Annotated in this window: 21 protein-coding genes, 1 tRNA gene and 1 pseudogene; 13 read left to right on the forward strand and 10 right to left on the reverse strand. The window is 66.7% G+C overall.

Translation table 11 applies throughout. The annotated features are described in order from the left end of the window. The first annotated feature begins 29 nt into the window (after positions 1-29). The gene (gene rph / locus ACAG24_RS20290) at positions 30-812 is read left to right on the forward strand and encodes a ribonuclease PH (RefSeq protein WP_370474222.1); all 783 of its coding nucleotides are present in this window, start codon (positions 30-32) and stop codon (positions 810-812) included. Next, positions 809-1,417 carry an RdgB/HAM1 family non-canonical purine NTP pyrophosphatase gene (rdgB, locus tag ACAG24_RS20295; protein ID WP_370474432.1) on the forward strand — a complete coding sequence of 203 codons (609 nt, stop codon included), beginning with the start codon at positions 809-811 and terminating at the stop codon, positions 1,415-1,417. The genes rph and rdgB overlap by 4 nt, the downstream gene beginning before the upstream one ends. Before the next feature lie 26 nt (positions 1,418-1,443). On the opposite strand, the pseudogene ACAG24_RS20300 reads toward rdgB, so the two are convergent. The 3 genes and pseudogenes from ACAG24_RS20300 to ACAG24_RS20310 form a co-directional block, all read right to left on the reverse strand. Then, positions 1,444-2,565: pseudogene (locus ACAG24_RS20300) on the reverse strand (acyltransferase family protein); the annotation flags it as partial. Between the two features lie 41 nt (positions 2,566-2,606). Then, a complete protein-coding gene (locus ACAG24_RS20305; protein WP_370474223.1) occupies positions 2,607-2,951 on the reverse strand; it encodes a DUF3817 domain-containing protein in 345 nt (114 codons plus the stop codon). Next, positions 2,948-3,340, reverse strand: coding sequence for a hypothetical protein (locus ACAG24_RS20310; protein ID WP_370474224.1), 393 nt, complete (start codon positions 3,338-3,340; stop codon positions 2,948-2,950). Before ACAG24_RS20310 ends, ACAG24_RS20305 begins: the two co-directional genes overlap by 4 nt. A gap of 191 nt (positions 3,341-3,531) precedes the next feature. Here ACAG24_RS20310 and ACAG24_RS20315 point away from each other — a divergent pair. Further along, positions 3,532-3,617, forward strand: a tRNA-Leu gene (locus ACAG24_RS20315). 137 nt (positions 3,618-3,754) lie between these two features. Here the strand turns inward: ACAG24_RS20315 and ACAG24_RS20320 are convergent. Next, on the reverse strand, positions 3,755-4,369 hold the full coding sequence (locus ACAG24_RS20320) for a hypothetical protein (RefSeq protein ID WP_370474225.1): 615 nt from the start codon (positions 4,367-4,369) through the stop codon (positions 3,755-3,757). 131 nt (positions 4,370-4,500) lie between these two features. After that, positions 4,501-4,752 carry a hypothetical protein gene (locus ACAG24_RS20325; protein ID WP_370474226.1) on the reverse strand — a complete coding sequence of 84 codons (252 nt, stop codon included), beginning with the start codon at positions 4,750-4,752 and terminating at the stop codon, positions 4,501-4,503. Between the two features lie 211 nt (positions 4,753-4,963). Here ACAG24_RS20325 and ACAG24_RS20330 point away from each other — a divergent pair, with 211 nt between their 5' ends. Further along, positions 4,964-5,854 carry an alpha/beta fold hydrolase gene (locus tag ACAG24_RS20330; RefSeq protein ID WP_370474227.1) on the forward strand — a complete coding sequence of 297 codons (891 nt, stop codon included), beginning with the start codon at positions 4,964-4,966 and terminating at the stop codon, positions 5,852-5,854. 4 nt (positions 5,855-5,858) lie between these two features. Here ACAG24_RS20330 and ACAG24_RS20335 read toward each other — a convergent pair whose 3' ends face one another. Then, on the reverse strand, positions 5,859-6,131 hold the full coding sequence (locus tag ACAG24_RS20335; protein WP_370474228.1) for a WhiB family transcriptional regulator: 273 nt from the start codon (positions 6,129-6,131) through the stop codon (positions 5,859-5,861). A 95-nt stretch (positions 6,132-6,226) separates the two neighbouring features. Between ACAG24_RS20335 and ACAG24_RS20340 the strand changes: the two genes are divergently transcribed. Beyond that, positions 6,227-6,862, forward strand: coding sequence for a TetR/AcrR family transcriptional regulator (locus tag ACAG24_RS20340; protein ID WP_370474229.1), 636 nt, complete (start codon positions 6,227-6,229; stop codon positions 6,860-6,862). A gap of 3 nt (positions 6,863-6,865) precedes the next feature. Here the strand turns inward: ACAG24_RS20340 and ACAG24_RS20345 are convergent, their stop codons facing one another. Continuing rightward, positions 6,866-7,708 (reverse strand): AraC family transcriptional regulator, encoded by an 843-nt coding sequence (locus tag ACAG24_RS20345; protein WP_370474230.1) that lies wholly within the window; start codon positions 7,706-7,708, stop codon positions 6,866-6,868. A gap of 54 nt (positions 7,709-7,762) precedes the next feature. On the opposite strand from ACAG24_RS20345, the gene ACAG24_RS20350 reads away from it, so the two are divergent. After that, positions 7,763-9,025: an amidohydrolase family protein gene (locus tag ACAG24_RS20350; protein WP_370474231.1), complete on the forward strand. Its 1,263-nt coding sequence runs from the start codon at positions 7,763-7,765 to the stop codon at positions 9,023-9,025. 30 nt (positions 9,026-9,055) lie between these two features. Here the strand turns inward: ACAG24_RS20350 and ACAG24_RS20355 are convergent, their stop codons facing one another. Beyond that, positions 9,056-9,643, reverse strand: coding sequence for a TetR/AcrR family transcriptional regulator (locus ACAG24_RS20355; RefSeq protein WP_370474232.1), 588 nt, complete (start codon positions 9,641-9,643; stop codon positions 9,056-9,058). 106 nt (positions 9,644-9,749) lie between these two features. Here ACAG24_RS20355 and ACAG24_RS20360 point away from each other — a divergent pair, with 106 nt between their 5' ends. The 4 genes from ACAG24_RS20360 to ACAG24_RS20375 are packed head-to-tail and all read left to right on the forward strand — an operon-like array spanning position 9,750 to position 14,622. Further along, a complete protein-coding gene (locus ACAG24_RS20360) occupies positions 9,750-10,763 on the forward strand; it encodes an NAD-dependent epimerase/dehydratase family protein (RefSeq protein WP_370474433.1) in 1,014 nt (337 codons plus the stop codon). Beyond that, entirely contained in the window at positions 10,760-12,982 is a 2,223-nt protein-coding gene (locus ACAG24_RS20365) for an acyl-CoA dehydrogenase family protein (RefSeq protein WP_370474233.1), read from the forward strand. Before ACAG24_RS20360 ends, ACAG24_RS20365 begins: the two co-directional genes overlap by 4 nt. Positions 12,983-12,994: 12 nt before the next feature. Beyond that, positions 12,995-14,203 (forward strand): thiolase family protein, encoded by a 1,209-nt coding sequence (locus ACAG24_RS20370; RefSeq protein WP_370474234.1) that lies wholly within the window; start codon positions 12,995-12,997, stop codon positions 14,201-14,203. 2 nt (positions 14,204-14,205) lie between these two features. Continuing rightward, on the forward strand, positions 14,206-14,622 hold the full coding sequence (locus tag ACAG24_RS20375) for a Zn-ribbon domain-containing OB-fold protein (protein WP_370474235.1): 417 nt from the start codon (positions 14,206-14,208) through the stop codon (positions 14,620-14,622). On the opposite strand, the gene ACAG24_RS20380 is transcribed toward ACAG24_RS20375, so the two are convergent. After that, positions 14,552-15,469 (reverse strand): helix-turn-helix domain-containing protein, encoded by a 918-nt coding sequence (locus ACAG24_RS20380; RefSeq protein ID WP_370474236.1) that lies wholly within the window; start codon positions 15,467-15,469, stop codon positions 14,552-14,554. The genes ACAG24_RS20375 and ACAG24_RS20380 overlap by 71 nt on opposite strands. 97 nt (positions 15,470-15,566) lie before the next feature. On the opposite strand from ACAG24_RS20380, the gene ACAG24_RS20385 reads away from it, so the two are divergent. Genes ACAG24_RS20385 through ACAG24_RS20395 form a run of 3 tightly spaced genes read left to right on the forward strand, consistent with a single transcriptional unit; the run spans position 15,567 to position 17,826 of the window. Next, on the forward strand, positions 15,567-16,604 hold the full coding sequence (locus ACAG24_RS20385; RefSeq protein WP_370474434.1) for an alcohol dehydrogenase catalytic domain-containing protein: 1,038 nt from the start codon (positions 15,567-15,569) through the stop codon (positions 16,602-16,604). Beyond that, a complete protein-coding gene (locus ACAG24_RS20390; RefSeq protein WP_370474237.1) occupies positions 16,604-17,017 on the forward strand; it encodes a nuclear transport factor 2 family protein in 414 nt (137 codons plus the stop codon). Before ACAG24_RS20385 ends, ACAG24_RS20390 begins: the two co-directional genes overlap by 1 nt. Next, positions 17,014-17,826, forward strand: coding sequence for an SDR family NAD(P)-dependent oxidoreductase (locus ACAG24_RS20395; protein WP_370474238.1), 813 nt, complete (start codon positions 17,014-17,016; stop codon positions 17,824-17,826). Before ACAG24_RS20390 ends, ACAG24_RS20395 begins: the two co-directional genes overlap by 4 nt. Before the next feature lie 72 nt (positions 17,827-17,898). On the opposite strand, the gene ACAG24_RS20400 is transcribed toward ACAG24_RS20395, so the two are convergent. Then, the gene (locus ACAG24_RS20400) at positions 17,899-19,359 is read right to left on the reverse strand and encodes an adenylate/guanylate cyclase domain-containing protein (RefSeq protein ID WP_370474239.1); all 1,461 of its coding nucleotides are present in this window, start codon (positions 19,357-19,359) and stop codon (positions 17,899-17,901) included. Positions 19,360-19,374: the final 15 nt, after the last annotated feature.

A 19,374-nucleotide genomic window follows, 5' to 3' on the forward strand; every position in this document is an offset into this window, starting at 1 on the left:
GTGTCGGGGTGACCGGCTAGGGTTGGCCCGTGTCCAGACGAGAAGACGGCCGCCTCGACGACGAACTGCGCCCGGTCACCCTCACGCGCGGTTTCACCACTCATCCAGCCGGTTCGGTGCTGGTGGAGTTCGGCCAGACCCGGGTGATGTGCACCGCGAGCGTGACAGAAGGCGTGCCGCGCTGGCGGAAGGGCTCCGGTCAGGGCTGGCTGACTGCCGAGTACGCGATGCTTCCCGCCGCCACCCACGACCGTTCGGACCGGGAGTCGGTCAAGGGCCGCGTCGGCGGACGCACACAGGAGATCAGCCGTCTTGTGGGCCGGTCGCTGCGCGCCTGCATCGACCTGGGCGCGCTCGGCGAGAACACCATCGCGATCGATTGCGACGTCTTGCAGGCCGACGGCGGAACCCGCACCGCCGCCATCACGGGCGCATACGTCGCCCTGTCGGACGCCGTCACCTACCTGGGCGCGGCGGGGAAACTGTCCGATCCGCGGCCGCTGTCCTGCGCGATCGCCGCTGTCAGCGTCGGCGTCGTCGACGGTCGTGTCCGGGTCGATCTGCCCTATACCGAGGATTCGCGCGCCGAGGTCGACATGAACGTCGTGGCCACCGATACCGGCACGCTCGTCGAGATCCAGGGCACCGGCGAGGGCGCGACGTTCCCGAGGTCGACTCTGGACAAGATGCTCGATGCCGCGATGGCGGCGTGCGATCAGCTGTTCGAGGTCCAGCGCGCCGCGCTGGAACAGCCGTACCCGGGGGTGCTGCCGGAATCCGGAGAGCCCGCGAAGAAGGCGTTCGGAAGCTGACCCGCCTACTGGTCGCCTCGCGCAACCCGAAGAAGTTGGCCGAGCTGCGCCGCGTCCTCGACGCGGCCGGGGTTTCGGGGCTGACACTGCTGTCCCTGGACGATGTGCCCGCGTTTGACGAGGCGCCGGAGACAGGCGCGACGTTCGAGGAGAACGCATTGGCCAAAGCCCGTGACGCGCATACGGCAACGGGACTGCCCGCGGTGGCCGACGATTCGGGCATCGAAGTGGACGCGCTCAACGGGATGCCAGGTGTGCTCAGCGCGCGATGGTCCGGGCGCCACGGTGACGATCCCGCCAACACGGAGTTGCTTCTCGGTCAGTTGCGCGACGTCCCGGTGGAGCGCCGCGGCGCCGCATTCGTGTCGGCGTGCGCATTGGTTTTCGGACCCGGCGAATCAGACTCCGCGGTGGTTCGCGGAGAGTGGCCGGGCAGCATCGTGCACGAACCGCGCGGGGACGGCGGATTCGGTTACGACCCGGTGTTCCTGCCGACGGGGTCGGACAGGACCGCCGCCGAGCTGACCCCGGCGGAGAAAGACGCTGCCTCGCACCGGGGAAGAGCGCTGGCGGCGCTGCTTCCGTCATTGCGCGCACTCGTCTGAGGTCGCGTCACGCGGTGCAAAAGCCAGGCCACCGGAACCGTGATGGCCAGTGTCGCGACGATGAGGCCCGGCATCGAGCCGGTAAACAGCGGCCAGCGCAGCACCAGGTCCATCGTCAGAGCCATCACGACGACGTGCACCAGAAAGATCTCGTACGAGATCTCGCCCAGCCATACCATCGGCCTGCTCGCGAGCACGCGCGTATAGGAATCCCGGCCCAGCGCTACGGGGGCAACCGCGAGCGTGGCGATCACGGCGTACAGCAGCGACTTGACCACCGGTGTCCACACCGGATCGGGTCCGGCCAGTGTGCCTCCGAGCGACGTCGACACCGTCAGGTAGAGCGCGACCGCCACGGGGATGGCGAAGAGTGCGGGACAGCGCGCACCGCTCACCTCCACCACGGCCAGCGCCATCCCCCCTGCGAACCACGCGAGATGAGCGGGTAACCACATGCCGGCCGAGCTCGGCAGACCGTCGAGCATGGGTACTGCGAGGATCCAGATCGGCGAAACCGCAGCGAGTATCGCGATGCCGGTCAGAGCTCTGCCGGGTCGCCATTGCCCGCGGCACAGCACCCGCAGGATGAGGTACGCCAGCGCGGGCAATGCGATGTAGAACGACACCTCGACAGCCAGGCTCCACATCTGGGACAGGCCCGAATGGAGCATGGTGCCCAGGTAGTCGTCCTCGTAGATCTGCGTGAAGGTCAGGTAGCGCAGCAACCCGTGCCAGGTCTGCCCGGGATTGGGGCCGGGTGTGAACACGGTGTAGATCTCGAATGCCGCGATGACCGTGACCAGGTAGGCGGGCACGATGCGACGGAACCGGTGCCGGCTGTAGCGGCCGACGGACGGCGCCCGCCCGCCGTGCGCGGCGGCGCGCACCCATGGGCGGAACAGCAGAAAACCGGAGAGCACGAAGAAGATGGCGACGCCGATCTCAAGGCGCGCGTATATCCCGCCGAGATATCCGTGCGCGAGATACCCGGTTGCGAAGGCTGCATGGGTGCCGACGACAAGCAGAGCCGCGACCGCGCGCAGGCCTGTGAGCGCGGGATCTCGGGAAGGCCCCGCTTCACAAGGACGAGTAGCACTGCACGGTGTTGCCGGGGCGGCGCCGCAGCGCTCGCCGAGGCTGGCTGACATCGGATTCGAGTCTAGCGACGAACGCGGTGTTCGGCCCCGGGCTAAATCCCGAATTGTTCCTTGATGTTCTGGGTCTGGAAGTGCTCGACGATGATGCCGACCAACGGGATCGTGCCTGCCAGAAGAACCCCGACCGTCTTGGCGATCGGCCACCGGACCTTCACGGCCAGATTCGCCGTGAAGAGCAGATAGACGAAGTACACCCAGCCGTGCACCACGGCGATCCATCCCAGGGAGTCGTCGTTGAAGCCATACTTCATCACCATCTCGTAGCAGAGCGCGATGAGCCACAGGCCTGTCGCCCAGGCCAGGACGCGGTAGCCGGTCAGCGCCTTGCGGATCGATTCGACGGGCGTGAGGGGGGCGGGGGATTCGGGTGCGGTCACGTACCGGTTCCTCTGTGTTTGTGGTCGTCGGCGTCTGCGTCGGCCTTGGCCAGGTCGGCAAGGTAGACGTTGTAGTCGCGCAAGGTCGGGTCGACATCCTGCGCCGCACCTGCCTTGGGTCGTTCGGGCAACAGCCCGGCAGGGATCTCAGTGACAGTGTCCTGCGGGTGCGGCTCCGGCGGGGCTTCTTCGTAGCGCACGAACTTGAAATACGCGTAGAAGCAGAACCCGGCGAACAAGGGCCACTGCATGGCGTAGCCGAGATTCTGGAAACTGCCCGAACTGGACTCCCAGCGCGTCCACTGCCACCACGCGAGCGCAAGGCAGCCGAGGGCGGCGGCGGTCACCAGCAGGATGAGCGCCGGCCTCCTACGCCGTGTAGTGGACATTCGTCAACGGTACCGCGCGATCTTTCGGTCCGATGAACTCGTCCAAGCGCGCGGTCGCGGCCCTTGCGCTGATGGACACCGTGTACCTGTTCGGCCGCCGCCACGGTATGCCGAGCTGTGGTCACCCGAGTCCTTCACACCAAGCTGTGGCCCGACTCCGACAGGTCGCGATTGGTACGATCGCAGCCGCTGCGGGCGTGGCGAAATGGCAGACGCGCGGTCTTTAGGTGTCCGTGTTCGAAAGAGCGTGGGGGTTCGAATCCCCCCGCCCGCACCATGATCGGCACGACTCATCGTCGCGCTGATCCGAATTTCGACGTTATGCCACATCACCTGTGAGGCGTTCACCGCCACGGACTCACGACCGCGGTCTCGGGCCCTCGGGGCGGACGCGCCGCGGCGAGCCCGAGCGTGTCACGAGGCGAGTGCCTCCAGGGGAAACGCGGTCAATATGGAGGCGACAAGGTAGCGGGCTGCACTACCCGCCACGAGCGGATCGTGCGCCGCGAGCGGGTTGTTGGCGATGAACGTGCGGATGTGGTCGATCACATCGGCGGCCTGCTGTTGGGCGGATGGGCTGATCGGGTCCGAGAACGTATTCAATGCTGTGCCACAACGACTTTCGTCGTCCATGGCCGCCATCTCGGTCAGAAGCCAGGGAGCGACGGTGATGAGGTCGCACCGGGCTTCCCGCATGACCGCGGTCATCGCGGTGCCGTCGCCGACGACGGCCACCATGTCACCGCGCCGAAAGGTTCTGCAGGATTCGCCTGCGGTGAATTCCACGGCGCCGGCACGAACCCGGCATACGAGGATTCCCGCGGGCGCATCCATCTCGTAGCGGACATCGGAGATGATGTCGCAATCGTCCAGCGTCGTCGGGCCCACCCGGGTCCGCCAGATTCGGATCCACGGCGGAGCCTGCGGGTTCACGCGCGATATCCGCATGGTGCCGAACTCCGACCCCAGAATCGTCGCGGCTTCGTCCAGATCGGAGGTGTTGACGAGGTAGGTGCCCGCCAGGTCCATGCGCCCCTCTTCGATCTCGTGCCCGTTCAGCGGCGCGTCGGTATTGACGACACCGTATATTACGCACAGCTAAGTATGGAGAGCACGCCGAACAGGTCAGCGGTTTGAGGGTTACGTGTGGCCCCCGAGGATCAGGCGGAAGCCTCGTTCGTTTGCGGCGCTGCCTCGGTCGCCTGTGTCGTGAAGCACAGGATGCTGGCCGCGAAGCTCACCAGTGCCACGGCACCGGCGAACATGGCGATGACCGATTCCGACAACCCCCAGCTCGCGAGCGCAAATGCCACCGAGATGATGGCGGTGAAAATAAGGAACAGCCCGGTGGTGGCGACGGTCTCGTGGAACGGATCGTCGGAGCGGGGAGCTCCTTCGGCGATCTCGGCCATGGCTTCTCCTTCGAAGAGCGACGGACTGCTCGAAAACTGACACCGGTGTTACCCGGCGGCGGTGCTACGAAACCTGGTTAACTGCATGCCGCGCTCGGTGATCTCGCTCACTGCGGCGCACCGCGGTGGGACTGGGCACTGGGCTGCCTGCCGGGACGGTCCCTCTGCCACCATGGCGAGTAATCCGCTGAATACGGGGGACACGTTTCTCATGAGTGATCTGCAGTATCTCGATCTGCACGGCGACCGCGTCGCCTATCGAGATGTCGGGTCCGGTGGAGAGGGGCGCGAAACGCTGCTCCTCCTCCATGGGATGGCCGGCAGCTCCGACACCTGGCGGGCCGTGATTCCGCAGCTGGCGAAGCGGTACCGCGTCGTCGCGCCCGATCTCCTCGGCCACGGCCAGTCCGCGAAGCCGAGGGGCGACTACTCCTTGGGCGCGTTCGCGGTATGGCTGCGAGACCTGCTCGACGAACTCGGTATCTCGCGCGTCACCGTCGTCGGGCAGTCTCTCGGCGGCGGTGTCGCGATGCAGTTCGTGTACCAGCATCCCGACTATTGCCAACGTCTGGTGCTGATCAGCAGCGGAGGGCTCGGCCAGGATGTCGGGTGGACGCTACGGCTACTGTCGGCGCCCGGTGCCGAGTTGTTGATGCCGGTGATCGCACCGCCCCCGGTGGTCCGGCTCGGCAACAAGGTCCGCTCGTGGTTTTCCGCCGCCAACATCCAGTCGCCCCGGGGCGCCGAGATGTGGAGTGCTTACTCGTCGCTGTCGGATGCGCAGACGCGTCACGCCTTCCTGCGCACGCTGCGGTCGGTCGTCGACTACCGAGGGCAGGCGGTGAGCGCTCTGAACCGCCTGCACCTGACATCCGAACTGCCGCTGTTGGTCATCTGGGGCGACCAGGACCGCATCATCCCGGTCGAGCACGGCTACGCGCTCGACGAACACCGTCCGGGGTGCCGTCTGGAGGTGCTTCCCGGCGTCGGACACTTCCCGCATGTCGAAACGCCGAACGACGTCGTCGACCTCATCGACGATTTCATCGCGACGACGTCGAACGACACCTCGACGGCGGTCGTCCGATCGCCGATCGTCTGACGGCTCAGCGTCTCTTGACCGACAGCCCGTTGCGCTCGGCCAACGACCTCAGCTGCTTCAGTGCGAACTGCCGGTTGCGGCCGCCTTCGGGCAGCACGATGCCCGCCCACAGCCCCACTGCGCCGGGCGTGACACAGGCTTCCCGGGCGCATTGCCACCGCCGCGGGCACGCCCGGCAGAGTGCTTTCGCGCCGTCGTCGGCCGTGGTCATCCAGCGGTCCGGATCGCGCGTACACGGCGCGGTCCATGGTTCTTCGTCGATCGATAGCGGATACATGGACCCCCGTTCCCTTCCGTGCTCGGCGATACGGCTGTATCGTAGTGGCGATACAGCTGTATTGTCGAACGTGCCAGGGAGTGACGTTGTCTACCGTGGCCACTGTGGTACCTGAGCCCAACCGGCTGCGCACCGGCGAACCGCGCACCATCGAGAGAATCCGCGCCGCCGCACTGCGCAGCTTCGGCGAGCACGGCGCCGCGGCGACGACGATGAGAGGAGTCGCCGCGGGGGCGGGCGTCTCCCTGGGGCTGGTGCAACACCACTTCGCCACCAAAGCGGGTTTGACCAAGGCCGTCGACGACTACGTCGTCGACCTGCTCGTGACGACGATGTCGCGACCGCTGCCCGAGCCTCCCGTCGACTCGGTGGCCGAGATCGGCAGCCGAGTCACCCACCTCTTCTCCGAATATCCGGACATGGCCGCGTACGTGGGACGCGCCCTGGCCGACGGCAGTGCGGTCGGCGCCAGGATCTTCGACACCCTGCTCGCCGTCGGTGTCGCGCGGTGGCAACAGCGCATCGACCGGGGCGAAGTGCGCCCCGACGTCGACATCACCTGGGCCGCGATCAACGGATTGGTGCTCGCGCTCGGTGCGATCAGCCTCAAGCCGCATCTCGACCGGCACCTCGCCGAACCGCTCACCTCGCCGGCTCAGCTCGAACGGTGGCAGCGCGCGGTCGACTCCTTGTTGCGCGAAGGACTGTTCCGGCGTCCCGGCGCCGAATAACGCTCACTCCGCGCCGTCGGCAACCCTTTTGCGGTACGCCGACGGCGTCTCACCGCAGAATTGCGCGAAGGCACGCGTGAACGAGCTGACGCTGTCGAAGCCCACGGCCGTCGCAGTCTCCTGAACCGACTGTGTGGGCGCGGCGAGCAGCGCCATCGCGCGCAGCATGCGCGCATGCAGCAGGTACGTTCGCCACGGCAGGCCGAGAGTGTCGGCGAACAGCCTGCGCAATGTCCGTTCGGACACCGAGACGGCGCGGCAGACCTCGTCCGAAGTGACGGTGTCGAGGTGCTGCTTGGTGTAATCCATGGCAGCGGCGACGATCGGATTGTCCGACGTCGGCAGGCTCAACGGAGCCTCGTGGTCGAGCGCTTCGGACACCAGTGCCGCGAGCGTGCGGAAGAAGACGTCGGAGGTTTCGTCGCCGCGGGCTCTGTCGATCGGCCACCGCAGCGCGTAGATCATCATTTCTCGGATCAGGGGGGACACCGCGAGGATCCGCGCCCGGTCACCGCCATCGGGAATCAGTGTGCTGTCGAACATCACCGCGACGGTCTTCACGTCAGGGTTCATCACGGCCTGATGCTCGAGTCCGGCCGGAATCCACGCGGCCTGCTGGGGCGGCAGGAGGTAGTGGGCCGAATCGGTCTCGACCTCGACCACCCCGTGCAGCGCGTACTCGATCTGGTGCACCTCGTGCGAGTGCCATCCGGTGATCAGCGCGTCGCCCTCATAGAGATAGCTGCCCCCGAGCGCACATCCGCCGCGGCGCAGTTCTATCACCCGACGGGCGGGCATCTTGGCCGATTCGGACAAGAGCTTGTCCGAAGACGCGGAGACGGTCACGCCTACAGACGGTACTACTGGAGTCAGGTACGCCGGCGGATGTGAGGAGCAGAAGTGAACAAAGACGACTTGATCCTGGTGAGCATCGACGACCATGTCGTGGAGCCGCCCGACATGTTCCTGCGCCACGTCCCGGCGAAGTACAAGGAGGAGGCGCCGATCGTCGTCACGGACGACAAGGGCGTCGACCAATGGATGTACCAGGGGCGCCCACAAGGTGTCAGCGGCCTCAACGCCGTGGTGTCCTGGCCCGCCGAGGAGTGGGGCCGTGATCCCGCCGGCTTCGCCGAGATGCGCCCCGGCGTCTACGACGTCCACGAGCGGGTCCGCGACATGAACCGCAACGGCATCCTCGCCTCGATGTGCTTCCCGACGTTCACCGGCTTCTCGGCCCGCCACCTCAACATGCACCGCGAGGAGGCCACTCTCGTCATGGTCTCGGCGTACAACGACTGGCATATCGACGAGTGGGCGGGCTCCTACCCGGACCGCTTCATCCCGATCGCGATCCTGCCGACGTGGAACCCCGAGGCGATGTGCCAGGAGATCCGCCGGGTCGCCGCGAAGGGTTGCCACGCGGTCACGATGCCGGAACTGCCGCATCTCGAAGGCCTTCCGAGCTACTTCGACGAGGACTACTGGGGTCCGGTGTTCCGCACGTTGTCCGAAGAGAACGTGGTGATGTGTCTGCACATCGGGACGGGCTTCGGCGCGATCTCGATGGCCAAGGATGCACCGATCGACAACCTGATCATCCTGGCCACGCAGGTGTCGGCCATGTGCGCGCAGGACCTGCTGTGGGGCCCGGCCATGCGCAACTATCCGGACCTGAAGTTCGCGTTCTCCGAAGGCGGAATCGGTTGGATCCCCTTCTATCTCGATCGCAGCGACCGCCACTACACGAACCAGAAGTGGCTGCGCCGCGATTTCGGCGACAAGCTGCCCAGCGACGTGTTCCGAGAGCACTCGCTGGCCTGCTATGTCACCGACAAGACGTCGCTGAAGCTGCGTCATGAGATCGGTATCGACAACATCGCGTGGGAGTGCGACTACCCGCACTCGGACTGCTTCTGGCCGGACGCGCCCGAGCAGGTGTTGGCGGAGCTGAACGCCGCGGGGGCTTCAGACTCCGACATCAACAAGATCACCTGGGAGAACTCGTGCCGGTTCTTCGGGTGGGACCCCTTCAAGTTGACGCCGAAAGAGCAGGCCACCGCGGGAGCGCTTCGGATCAAGGGAGCTGACGTCGACGTGTCGATCCGGCCTCGGGCCGAATGGGCTCGCCTATACGACGAGAAGCAGTTCGCCCGAGCCTGATTCAGCCCTGGCGAGACCGCTTGATCCTGATCAGGCCTGGCTCCGGATCGCCGCAACGCCTGCGATGACGGTTCTGGTGATGGATTCGGCCCGATGGGGTGCGAATGCGCGGCCCTCGCTCAGAATGGCGTAGACGATGCCCCCGACGATGGCATCGGCGGCGTCCTGGGCGGCTGCGGTCCCGAATCCGGCTGCTGTCAATCGGTTTCGCACGGTGTCGTGCAGCGGCATGGTGAAGCCCTCATGGAGCCGGGCCGCCGTGTCGGGGTGCTCCATTCCCGCGGTCGTCAGGATGCGCAGCATCGCGTTGCCTCGCGTCGTCGTGAGTGCCGTGGCGAGCTTGACGGCCCAGGCGCAGACGTCTGCGGCGACGTCCTCGGTGGGCGTGACGGGGCGCAGGATTCGGTCGGCGTCTTCGAGGATGACGTCGGCGACCAGCGCGTGCCTACTGGGCCACCAGCGGTAGATCGTCTGTTTTCCTACGCCGGCCCGCGCAGCGACGGCCTCGATGGTGAGCTTGTCGAAGCCGCGTTCCAGCAGCAGCTTTCGGGTCGCGCCGACAATGGCCATGCGTGAACGCTCGCTGCGCCGTCTAGGCGCCGTGGTGTCGGCGGCCATCAGGGGCCCCCGCCCGGCTTTACACGCCCGATCATCGCCCGTAGTGTGCCACAAGACGAGACGTTGCGTCTCGTTTGACTGCAGTTGGATGAAGCTGGAGGTCGCGGTGGTGGGAACGAAGCTGGTGATCGGCGCCAGCGGCTTCCTGGGCTCGCACGTCGTCAAACAGCTGCTCGCCGACGGCGAGACGGACATCCGTGTGCTCATCCGAACCACGAGCTCCACGCGGGCAATCGACGGGCTTCCCGTGGACATCCGTTACGGCGACATCTTCGACGTCCAGGCGCTGCGCGACGCGATGGCGGGATGCGACATCGTCTACTACTGCGTCGTGGACGCGCGCCCCTGGCTGCGCGACCCGCGGCCGCTGTGGCGGACCAACGTCGACGGCCTGCGCAACGTACTCGACGTCGCCGCCGACGCCGACCTCTACCGCTTCGTCTTCACCAGCTCCATCGGCACGATCGGTCTCGTCGACGGCGGGCTCGCCGACGAGACGACCCGCCACAACTGGCTCGACATCGGAGGCGAATACATTCGATCGAGGGTCGCCGCCGAAGAACTCGTGATGCGCTACTGCGCGGAGAGGGCGCTGCCCGGGGTGGCGATGTGCGTCGCGAACACCTATGGTGCCGGCGACTTCCTGCCCACCCCGCACGGTGGCATGCTCGCGGCCGCGGTCAGAGGCAAGCTTCCCTTCTACATCGACGGATACGAGGCCGAGGTCGTCGGCATCGAAGACGCGGCTCGCGCCATGATTCTCGCCGGTGAGCACGGTCGGGTGGGGGAGCGCTACATCGTGTCCGAACGGTTCATGAGTACCCGGGAGATCCATCAAATCGGTTGTGCCGCAGTCGGAATCGCCGCGCCCAAGATCGGGATCCCCATCCGGGCGATGTCGGCGGCAGGTCACGTCAGCGCGGCCATAGCGCGAATCCGGAACAAGGACACGATGCTCACGCCGCTCAATATCCGCCTCATGCACATCATGACCCCTCTGGACCACACGAAGGCCGAACGTGAGCTCGGTTGGACGCCACGGCCGACAGCGGAGGCCGTTGTGGCCGCCGCCCACTTCTTCCGGGGCCTGCGGCGCCCTGCCGCCGAGGGGGCGCGATGACGATCGGACTGATGCCCGAGCAACTTCACTTGGCCGACGCTGTCACCCAGTTCGCCGCACGACACGCTCCGATCGACAAGACCCGCGGGTCGTTCGAGGCGCTGGCCGCAGGTGAGCTACCCCAGTGGTGGGATGACTTCGTCGCCAACGGTTTTCACGCTGTCCATCTGGACGAGGAGATGGGTGGGCAGGGCGGCACTCTCGTGGACACCGCGTGCGTACTGGAGGCTGCCGCGCTCGCCATGTTGCCCGGGCCGGTGCTGCAGAGCGTGACGGCGAGCGCGATCGCCCTGCTCGCCGACGACACCCCGGCGCGTGTGGAACTTCTCAGGCGCTTGGCCGGCGGTGCGCCGGCCGCTGTCATCCTGCCCGGCGACCATAGCTTCAGGGTCACGTCCACAGCGCATGGCTGGTCGGTGACCGGCACCTGCGGGCCGACACCGGCCGCATGCTCGGCACAGGTGATCCTCGCCGCCGCCGATGCAGACGGCCAACCCGTGTGGCTCATCGTGGATCCGTCGCAGGGCGGGGTCGAGGTCGAAGCGCGCAACGGCACCGACAAGACGGTCGACATCGGAGTCATTCGCCTCGACGGGTACACGTGTCCGAAAGAAGCTGTCCTGCAGGGTATCGACGACGACCACGCCCGCTGCGTCGCACTGGCTCTGACGGCTAGTGCGGCCGCGGGCACGATCCGCTGGTGCGTGCAGGCCGTCACCGAGCATCTGCGCACGCGCGAACAGTTCGGCAAGCCCATCGGCACGTTCCAGGCCCTGCAGCACCAGGCCGCCATGCTGCTGGTCAGCAGCGAATTGGCGGTTTCGGCGGCGTGGGATGCCGTGCGCTCGCTGTCGGAGGATCCAGCGCAGTATCGGATCGCCGCGTCCGGTGCCGCGCTGATGGCCGTCGCGCCCGCACCGGATCTGGTCCTCGACACCCTCACGATGTTCGGCGCGATCGGCTATACGTGGGAGCACGACCTCCATCTGTACTGGCGGAAGGCGACGAGCCTGGCCGCATCGATCGGCCCCGCTGGACGTTTCGCCGAACAGCTCGGAGATCTGACACGGACCCAAACCCGGGACGTGTCGGTCAAACTCGGCGACCTCGACGCCGACTTCCGCCGAGACGTCGCGGCGGTGCTCGACGAGGCGCTCACGCTGTCCAACGACCGACCCGGCAGGCAGGGCGATTACCCGAATCTCGCCACCGGACCCCAGCGCACCCTGATCGCCGACGCGGGTCTGATCGCGCCGCACTGGCCGAGACCGTGGGGTGTCGAAGCGACCCAGCTGCAGCAGCTGATCATCGACGAGGAGTTCGCGAAAAGACCCGATCTGGTCAGGCCGTCGCTGGGGATCTCCGAGTGGATCCTCCCTTCGCTGATCAGCTCGGCGCCGGAACACCTTCAGGAGCGGTTCATCCCGGCGACTCAACGCGGTGAGCTCGGCTGGTGCCAATTGTTCAGCGAGCCGGGCGCGGGTTCCGATCTTGCCGCCCTCGCGACGCGCGCCACCAAGGTGGAGGGCGGCTGGCGGATCAACGGCCACAAGATCTGGACGTCGTCGGCCCACACCGCGGACTTCGGCGCCCTGCTGGCGCGCACCGACCCGGACGCGGCCAAGCACCGGGGCATCGGCTACTTCATCGTCGACATGCGCTCCGAAGGCATTGAGCTGCAACCCATTCGCCAGGCCACCGGGGAGGCGCACTTCAACGAGGTGTTCCTGTCGGACGTCTTCGTCCCCGACGAACTTCTTCTCGGCGGCCCCACCGATGGCTGGAACCTCGCGATCGCGACGATGGCCCAGGAGCGGGTTGCGATCAGCGGCTACGTGAACTTCGACAGGGCGAGCATTCTGCGCGGTCTCGCCGAGGAAGAACGGCCGGACAGAGCCCGGGTGCTCGCGGCTCTCGGTGAGGCCGACGCCTACGCCAACGCGATCAAGGTGCTCGCCGTGCGCGAGGTGCTGAGACTCCTCGACGGGCAGGCGGCAGGGCCGGCATCCAGTATCGCCAAGGTCGCGATGAATGTGATGCTGCGGCGCACCTTCACGGCAACCCTGGGGCTCACGGCACCGTCGGCGCTCGTGGAGGATTCCGATCCGGCGATCGTCGAACCGTACTTCCATCTACCCGCCGAATTGATCGGCGGCGGTACCAAAGAGATTCAGCTCAACATCATCGCCCAGATGATTCTCGGATTGCCCCGCAAATGACAGGAGCAGCACATGGGTTTGCGCGGTGAAGCCGCGATCGTCGGCTATGTGGAACTGCCGCCGGAACGGCTGAACAAGGCCGGCGTCGCGCCGTTCACGCTGGAGCAGTGGGCCGAACTCGGATCCGCTGCGCTCGACGACGCCGGGCTCTCAGGCGAGCAGGTGGACGGTATCGTGACCTCCCACCTGGCCGAGTCCGAAATCTTCGTGCCGTCGACCGTCGCCGAATACCTGGGTGTGCGTGCCGGTTTCGCCGAACTCGTCGATCTCGGGGGCGCCAGCGCGGTCGGCATGGTGTGGCGTGCGGCCGCCGCCATCGAACTCGGTATCTGTGACGTGGTGCTGTGCGCCATTCCCGCGCGCTACCTCACCCCGACATCGGAGAAGAAACCCAAGCCGCTCATCGACGCCGTCTACTTCGGCGCATCGAGCAACCAGTTCGGTTCTCCACAGGCCGAATTCGAGATTCCCTACGGCAATCTGGGCCAGAACGGGCCGTATGGGCAGGTCGCGCAGCGCTATGCCTCGGTGTACGGCTACGACGAGCGGGCGATGGCCAAGATCGTGGTCGATCAGCGCGTCAACGCCAACCACACCGAAGGCGCGATCTGGAAAGACAAGCCGCTCACCATCGAGGATGTGCTGGCCAGCCCGGTGATCGCCGACCCTCTGCACATGCTGGAGATCGTGATGCCGTGCCTCGGGGGCGCGGCGGTGGTGGTGGCCGGCGCGGATGTGGCCGCCAAGGCCAAGAACAGGCCGGTGTGGATCAAGGGATTCGGCGAGCAGGTGCCCTACAAGACGCCGACCTACGCCGAGGACTTGCTGCAGACTCCGATCGCGCGGGCTGCCGACACCGCATTCTCGATGTCCGGCCTGACGCGCGAGCAGATGGACATGGTCTCCATCTATGACTGCTACACGATCACCGTGCTGCTCAGCCTCGAAGATGCGGGCTTCTGCGAGAAAGGGAAGGGCATGGAGTTCGTCACCGAGCACGATCTGACCTTTCGCGGCGACTTCCCCCTCAACACCGCCGGAGGGCAGTTGGGCTTCGGCCAGGCGGGCAACGCCGGGGGCATGCACCATGTGTGCGACGCGACCAGGCAGATCATGGGGCGCGCGGGGGCCGCCCAGGTTGCCGATTGCCACCGGGCGTTCGTTTCGGGCAACGGCGGAATCTTGTCCGAGCAGACCACGCTCGTTCTGGAAGGGGACTGACCGTGACCGGTCTTGAGCGGCCGATGCCCGTGAAAACGCCGACGACAGCCCCATTCTGGGATGGACTGGCCGAGCATCGTGTGGTCATCCAGTACTCCCCGTCATCGCAGTCGTACGTGTTCTATCCGCGTGTTCGTGCGCCCCGCACGCTCGCTGACGACCTGGAGTGGCGAGAGATCTCCGGAATGGGGACGCTCTACTCGTTCACAGTGGCCCGGCGGCCCGTCGGCCTGCACTTCGTTGATGCGGTGCCGCAGTTGCTCGCCATCGTCGAATGGGACGAAGGGCCGCGATTTTCGACCGAGCTCGTTGACGTCGAACCCGAGGACGTCACGATCGGTATGCGGGTCAAGCCGGTGTTCTTCGACTATCCCGATCACGACGTGACGATGCTGCGGTACGCGCCCGCTGACCGCTGAGTGAGGCGGCAACGGCGCTGACGCGCTCACCCAGTGAGCGAATCTGCCTGCCGCGCAACGGTTGAAGAGGATGAACGGCGAGGATCAGCGTCGCAAACCCCTGCTCGTCGAGGATGGGAGCGGCGACGGTCGCCACCGGATGCGCCAGCCGCGCGGTCTCGTCGTCGTCGTCGAGCAGGCCCACCGCGGTGCACTCGACCAGCAGCCGGTTCATGACCTCGGCGACCTGCGCCGGTACGCCCTCTCGCTGCAACCTGACCACCAGCGCGGCGGCCTGAGCCATCGCCGGCGTGGTCCAGTCGACGTCGAAGCCACGCTGTCTCGTCTTGGTCAACACCGCTTCCAGCCGCGCGACGAGTTCGGCGTCGTCACCGGCGCGTCGCAGCCATTCCCGCTGTCCGGCCGGGGTGTCCCAGGCGGCCAGTGCGACCCCGAACGGAGGCGTGTGCGGAATACGGTCGCCGGGTCCCAGCGCCGGTGTGGCGGCGTCCACGCTCACGTGTGCCGCGACAATCAGGGTGTCGTCGAGACGTTCGAGAACTGAACTGGCATAGCCGGTTTCGGTGCGCAACTGATGGGTGGCAGAGCGCGCGGCATGCATGAGCGGGCGCGCGAGATCCGCGCGAGCGCCGACCGCCGCCAGTGCCGGGCCGAGCGAGTAGGTCTTGGATGCGGGGTCGCGGGTGATCCAGTTCCGTTCGCACAGTGTCGTCAGGATCGCGTGCGCGGTGGCCTGGGTCAGACCGAGCTTGTCGACGACGTCCGAGAAGCGCAGCTGCTCGTGGCCCGGATGTGAGAGCAGCTCGACGATGTCGACCACCCGTCCAGTCGGAGCGGAACCGGCCATCCCTTGACCTTTCGCCGAGCGCCTTCCTATAGTGACGCCAGATTGTCGAGAACATATCTCGAATATTCGAGAGATGCAAGGAGCGCTTGTGCGGGCAGTGGCATTGAGGCGGGGCCGCCTCGAGGCTCGCGAGGTCTCGGATCCTGTGCCCGGGCCGGGCGAATTGCTGCTGAGAACGCTGAGTACCGCGATCTGCGCCTCCGATGTGCACTTCATGGATCACCCGGAAGCCGGCGTGGACGATCCGACGGGCCGCTCACTCTATGACGCCGAGCAGGACATCGTCCTGGGCCACGAATTCGTCGGTGAGGTCATCGGCCACGGACCTGGATGCACCGACCAATTCCCCGTCGGAACCCGCGTGACGTCGATACCCATCCGTCTGGTGGACGGCGGCAGAGGTGGTGCACGGATCATCGGTCAGCACCCCGAAGCGCAGGGCAGCTTCGGGGAACTCGTCGTCGTGGCCGAGGCGATCGCCAGGTCCGCCCCCGGTGAGGTCTCCAGCGACGCGATCGCGGTGGTCGACGCATTCGCCGTCGGCGAATTCTACGTTCGATCGGCCCGGCTGCAGCCAGGGGAAGTACCCCTGGTCATCGGTGCGGGAGCCATCGGCCTGTCCGCGATCGCGGCGCTGCGCAGCCGCGGCGTCGAACCGATCATCGTGTCCGACTACAAGGCAGACCGTCGCGAACTGGCCACCCACTTCGGCGCGCACATCGCCGTCGACCCGGCGCAGCGATCACCGTTCGACGTGTGGCGCGAAGCGCGCATCGAGCACAACCTGTGGGGAGCCCTCGCGATCTTCGAGTGCGTCGGCGCGGCCGGACTGATCCAGAAGCTGGTCGACTCGTCGGACATGGCCACTCGGATCTATTGCGCCGGAGGGTGGTACACCGGCGACAGTCTCGACATCACCGCGGCCACCCGAGCAGGTGTCACCATCCAGTTCGGTGGCGGGCCGATGCCGCAAGACTGGTACGGCACGCTGGACGCGGTCGTCGACGGGCGCCTGGATCCGCTGCCGTGTGTGGGCAAGGTCATCGGCCTCGACGAGGTGCCCGACGCCATCGACCTCGCACGCAGGTCCGACGGTCCGCCGCGGATCGTGGTCCACCCGAACGGAGACATCTGATGAGTAACCGCGAAGACCGCCAGGACATCAGCGACGTCCTCGTGCGTTACGGCACCGGAATCGACAGCCGCGACTGGACTTTGTTCCGCACGGTGTTCGCCGACGACTGTGAACTCGACTACGGCGAGATCGGCCGCTGGCACGGAGTCGACGCCGTCGTCGACTTCATGGTGGCCGCGCACGAGATGGCCGGGCACACCCTGCACCGGATCAGCAACCAGGCGGTGACGGTCGACGGCGACACCGCGACGGCGCGAGCATATGTCGATGCGTTGATCATGTCCCAGGACAACACGTCCGGAGTCAACGCGGCGGGCTTCTACGACGACGAGTTCGTCCGCACCGACACGGGCTGGCGGATCCGGCGCAGACGGTTCACGACGGTGATCGTGCGGACGGTCACGGCGGGATGAGCTTCGCCGACAGGTACGGTCCGTGGGCGCTCGTCGCCGGTGCCTCCGATGGGGTGGGGGCCGCCTTCGCCGAGGCGCTCGCGCAGCGGGGACTCAACGTGGTCCTCGTCGCGCGGCGCGAGTCTGTGCTGGCCGAACTGGCGTCCACCATCGAGGACCGATTCGGTGTCCAGACGCGCGTGCTGCCGGCCGATCTCGCCTCCCATGCCGCCGCGGCAACGGTCATCGACGCGACGCGTGACCTCGAGGTCGGCATGCTCGTCTACTGCGCAGGCGCCGACCCCGACTTCAAACCCTTTTTGTCCCAACCGATCAGCGCCGCGGAGGCCATGCTGCGACGCAACAGCCTGGTACCGATGCAACTCAGTCATCACTTCGCCGAGGGCATGGTGTCGCGAGGGCGCGGCGGCATCGTCCTGTTCGGCTCCGGTGCGGGTTTTGCGGGAGGCCCGAACATGGTGGCCTACAGCGCCACCAAAGCCTTCGACATGGTGTTCGCCGAAGCGCTGTGGACCGAACTGCACGGCAAGGGCGTCGACGTGCTCGGGCTGATCCTGAGCAAGACAGACACACCCGCGCTGCGTCGCCTCGAGCACTCACGAGGCACCATCGCGACCGTGGACGAGCGCCCGAAGGGCACCGCGTCCGTCGACGACGTCATCACCGAGGCGTTCGACAACCTGACCAACGGCCCGACCTGGATCGTGGGGGAGGAGATGCGCGCGGCCGCGCAGATGATGGGCTCGATCTCACGCAACGACGCGGTCCGCTTCATCATGCAGGCGAGCGCAGCAGCCATGGGGGACTGACGCTCAGTCATGTCCGACAGCGGCTTCGAAGTGTCGTCATGCGGCGGGACAACCAGATTGGCCTGCGCCGGACTAACGTGCCGACGGCGTGAAGATGTCGGTGGCCTGTGCACGTCCGCGCAGGATGGTCCGGCCATCTGCTGCCCAGCACGACTGCTCGTCGTCGTGTGCCTGTGCATGCGCGGTGCCAGAGCACAGGGTTCGACCGGGAAACTGCTTGGCGTGGTCGGCAAGTCGTGCCGCCTCGTTCACCGCATCTCCGACGACGGTGTACTCGTAGCGGTTCTCGGCGCCGATGTTGCCGGCGAACACCGGTCCCGCGGACACGCCGATTCCGAAATCGACCGGAAGCCTGCGTAGTTCGAGGGCGAGGGCCCGTGCGGTGGCCATCGCCGCCGCTGCCGGGTCGGGGATTCGCAGTGGTGCACCGAAGACGGCGAGCGCGGCGTCACCCTGGAACTTGTTAATAAGGCCATGCCTCTCGTCGACCTCCGCGACAACGATCCGAAAGAAGTCGTTGAGGATCTCGGCCACTTCGTGGGGTTCTCGCTCCACGGCTAGCCCCGTCGAACCCACCAGGTCGATGAACAGGATGGCCACTTCGCGCTCATCACCGGCGGCCTCGTGCTCGGCGGCCTCGTCGACGGCCCGGCGGGCGACCTCCTCACCGACGTGGCGCCCGAACAAGTCGCGCACCCTGTCCCGTTCCCGCAGACCGGCCACCATGCGGTTGAAACCGCTTTGCAGCCGGCCGATCTCGGACCATTCGTACACGTCGATGGTGCGGTCGATCTTGCCCCTCTCGACGTCGGCCATCGCGTCGACCACCTGGTTGACCGGATCGGAGATGGACATCGACACGAGGATCATCGCTCGCAGGCCCAGGACGACGGCGACGAGTGCCAGGACGAGCAGCGCGAGTTCGATAGGTGACGATCGGTCGAGCAGCCATTCCCGGTATCTCATGACCAGCAGGACCGCGATCGCGGACCCCGGCAGGGCCGTACAGACCACCCACATGATCAGCAGCCGGGCCCGAACCCCCGGCGCGGGTGGTCGTTCGGCATCGGCGGGCACTGCGGACAGCACAGGCCGAAGTGTGCGGAGCGTGAACAGGAATCCGGTGCACACCGTCGCGATAGCACCGAACAGCAACGCGGTGGTCAGCACGACGAACACCGTCGCCTCCGCGTGCAAGTTCAGCGGGACGAGGACCGCCGCCGTCAGGAGCCAGGGCGCAAGTGTGATGGCGGATTGCCGTCGCATGATCCGCGCCGTCGTCCGGATCTCGGCCGGGGTGGGACGTCTGCCTGCCTTGAGCCACCGCAGGGACGGCCGCAGGATCAGTACGGCCCCGAGGCTGACCGTGGTGATGCCGATCAGTCCGACCGCAGACAGGGTGACGATGTTGCCGAGGGTGACGACGCCGCGGCCGGCCAGCGCGACGACGATGCCCACGACTTCGGCGACCGTCAGCAGGTAGGCGAACGTGAGGCCTGCGGCGTACTTGACGAGCAGGCGGCGTGGCCTCACCGGCCGAACGTATCA

The sequence above is a fragment of the Mycobacterium bulgaricum genome (assembly GCF_041287165.2).
Classification (GTDB): Bacteria; Actinomycetota; Actinomycetes; order Mycobacteriales; family Mycobacteriaceae; genus Mycobacterium; species Mycobacterium bulgaricum.

Excerpts from the sequence above, each read along its gene's own strand:
- ACAG24_RS20365 (WP_370474233.1), top strand. The coding sequence starts at position 10,760 with ATGACGATCGGACTGATGCCCGAGCAACTTCACTTGGCCGACGCTGTC.
- ACAG24_RS20355 (WP_370474232.1), bottom strand. The coding sequence starts at position 9,643 with ATGGCCGCCGACACCACGGCGCCTAGACGGCGCAGCGAGCGTTCACGC.
- ACAG24_RS20330 (WP_370474227.1), top strand. The coding sequence starts at position 4,964 with ATGAGTGATCTGCAGTATCTCGATCTGCACGGCGACCGCGTCGCCTAT.
- ACAG24_RS20325 (WP_370474226.1), bottom strand. The coding sequence starts at position 4,752 with ATGGCCGAGATCGCCGAAGGAGCTCCCCGCTCCGACGATCCGTTCCAC.
- ACAG24_RS20370 (WP_370474234.1), top strand. The coding sequence starts at position 12,995 with ATGGGTTTGCGCGGTGAAGCCGCGATCGTCGGCTATGTGGAACTGCCG.
- ACAG24_RS20395 (WP_370474238.1), top strand. The coding sequence starts at position 17,014 with ATGAGCTTCGCCGACAGGTACGGTCCGTGGGCGCTCGTCGCCGGTGCC.
- ACAG24_RS20335 (WP_370474228.1), bottom strand. The coding sequence starts at position 6,131 with ATGTATCCGCTATCGATCGACGAAGAACCATGGACCGCGCCGTGTACG.
- ACAG24_RS20380 (WP_370474236.1), bottom strand. The coding sequence starts at position 15,469 with ATGGCCGGTTCCGCTCCGACTGGACGGGTGGTCGACATCGTCGAGCTG.
- ACAG24_RS20390 (WP_370474237.1), top strand. The coding sequence starts at position 16,604 with ATGAGTAACCGCGAAGACCGCCAGGACATCAGCGACGTCCTCGTGCGT.
- ACAG24_RS20320 (WP_370474225.1), bottom strand. The coding sequence starts at position 4,369 with ATGGACCTGGCGGGCACCTACCTCGTCAACACCTCCGATCTGGACGAA.
- ACAG24_RS20310 (WP_370474224.1), bottom strand. The coding sequence starts at position 3,340 with ATGTCCACTACACGGCGTAGGAGGCCGGCGCTCATCCTGCTGGTGACC.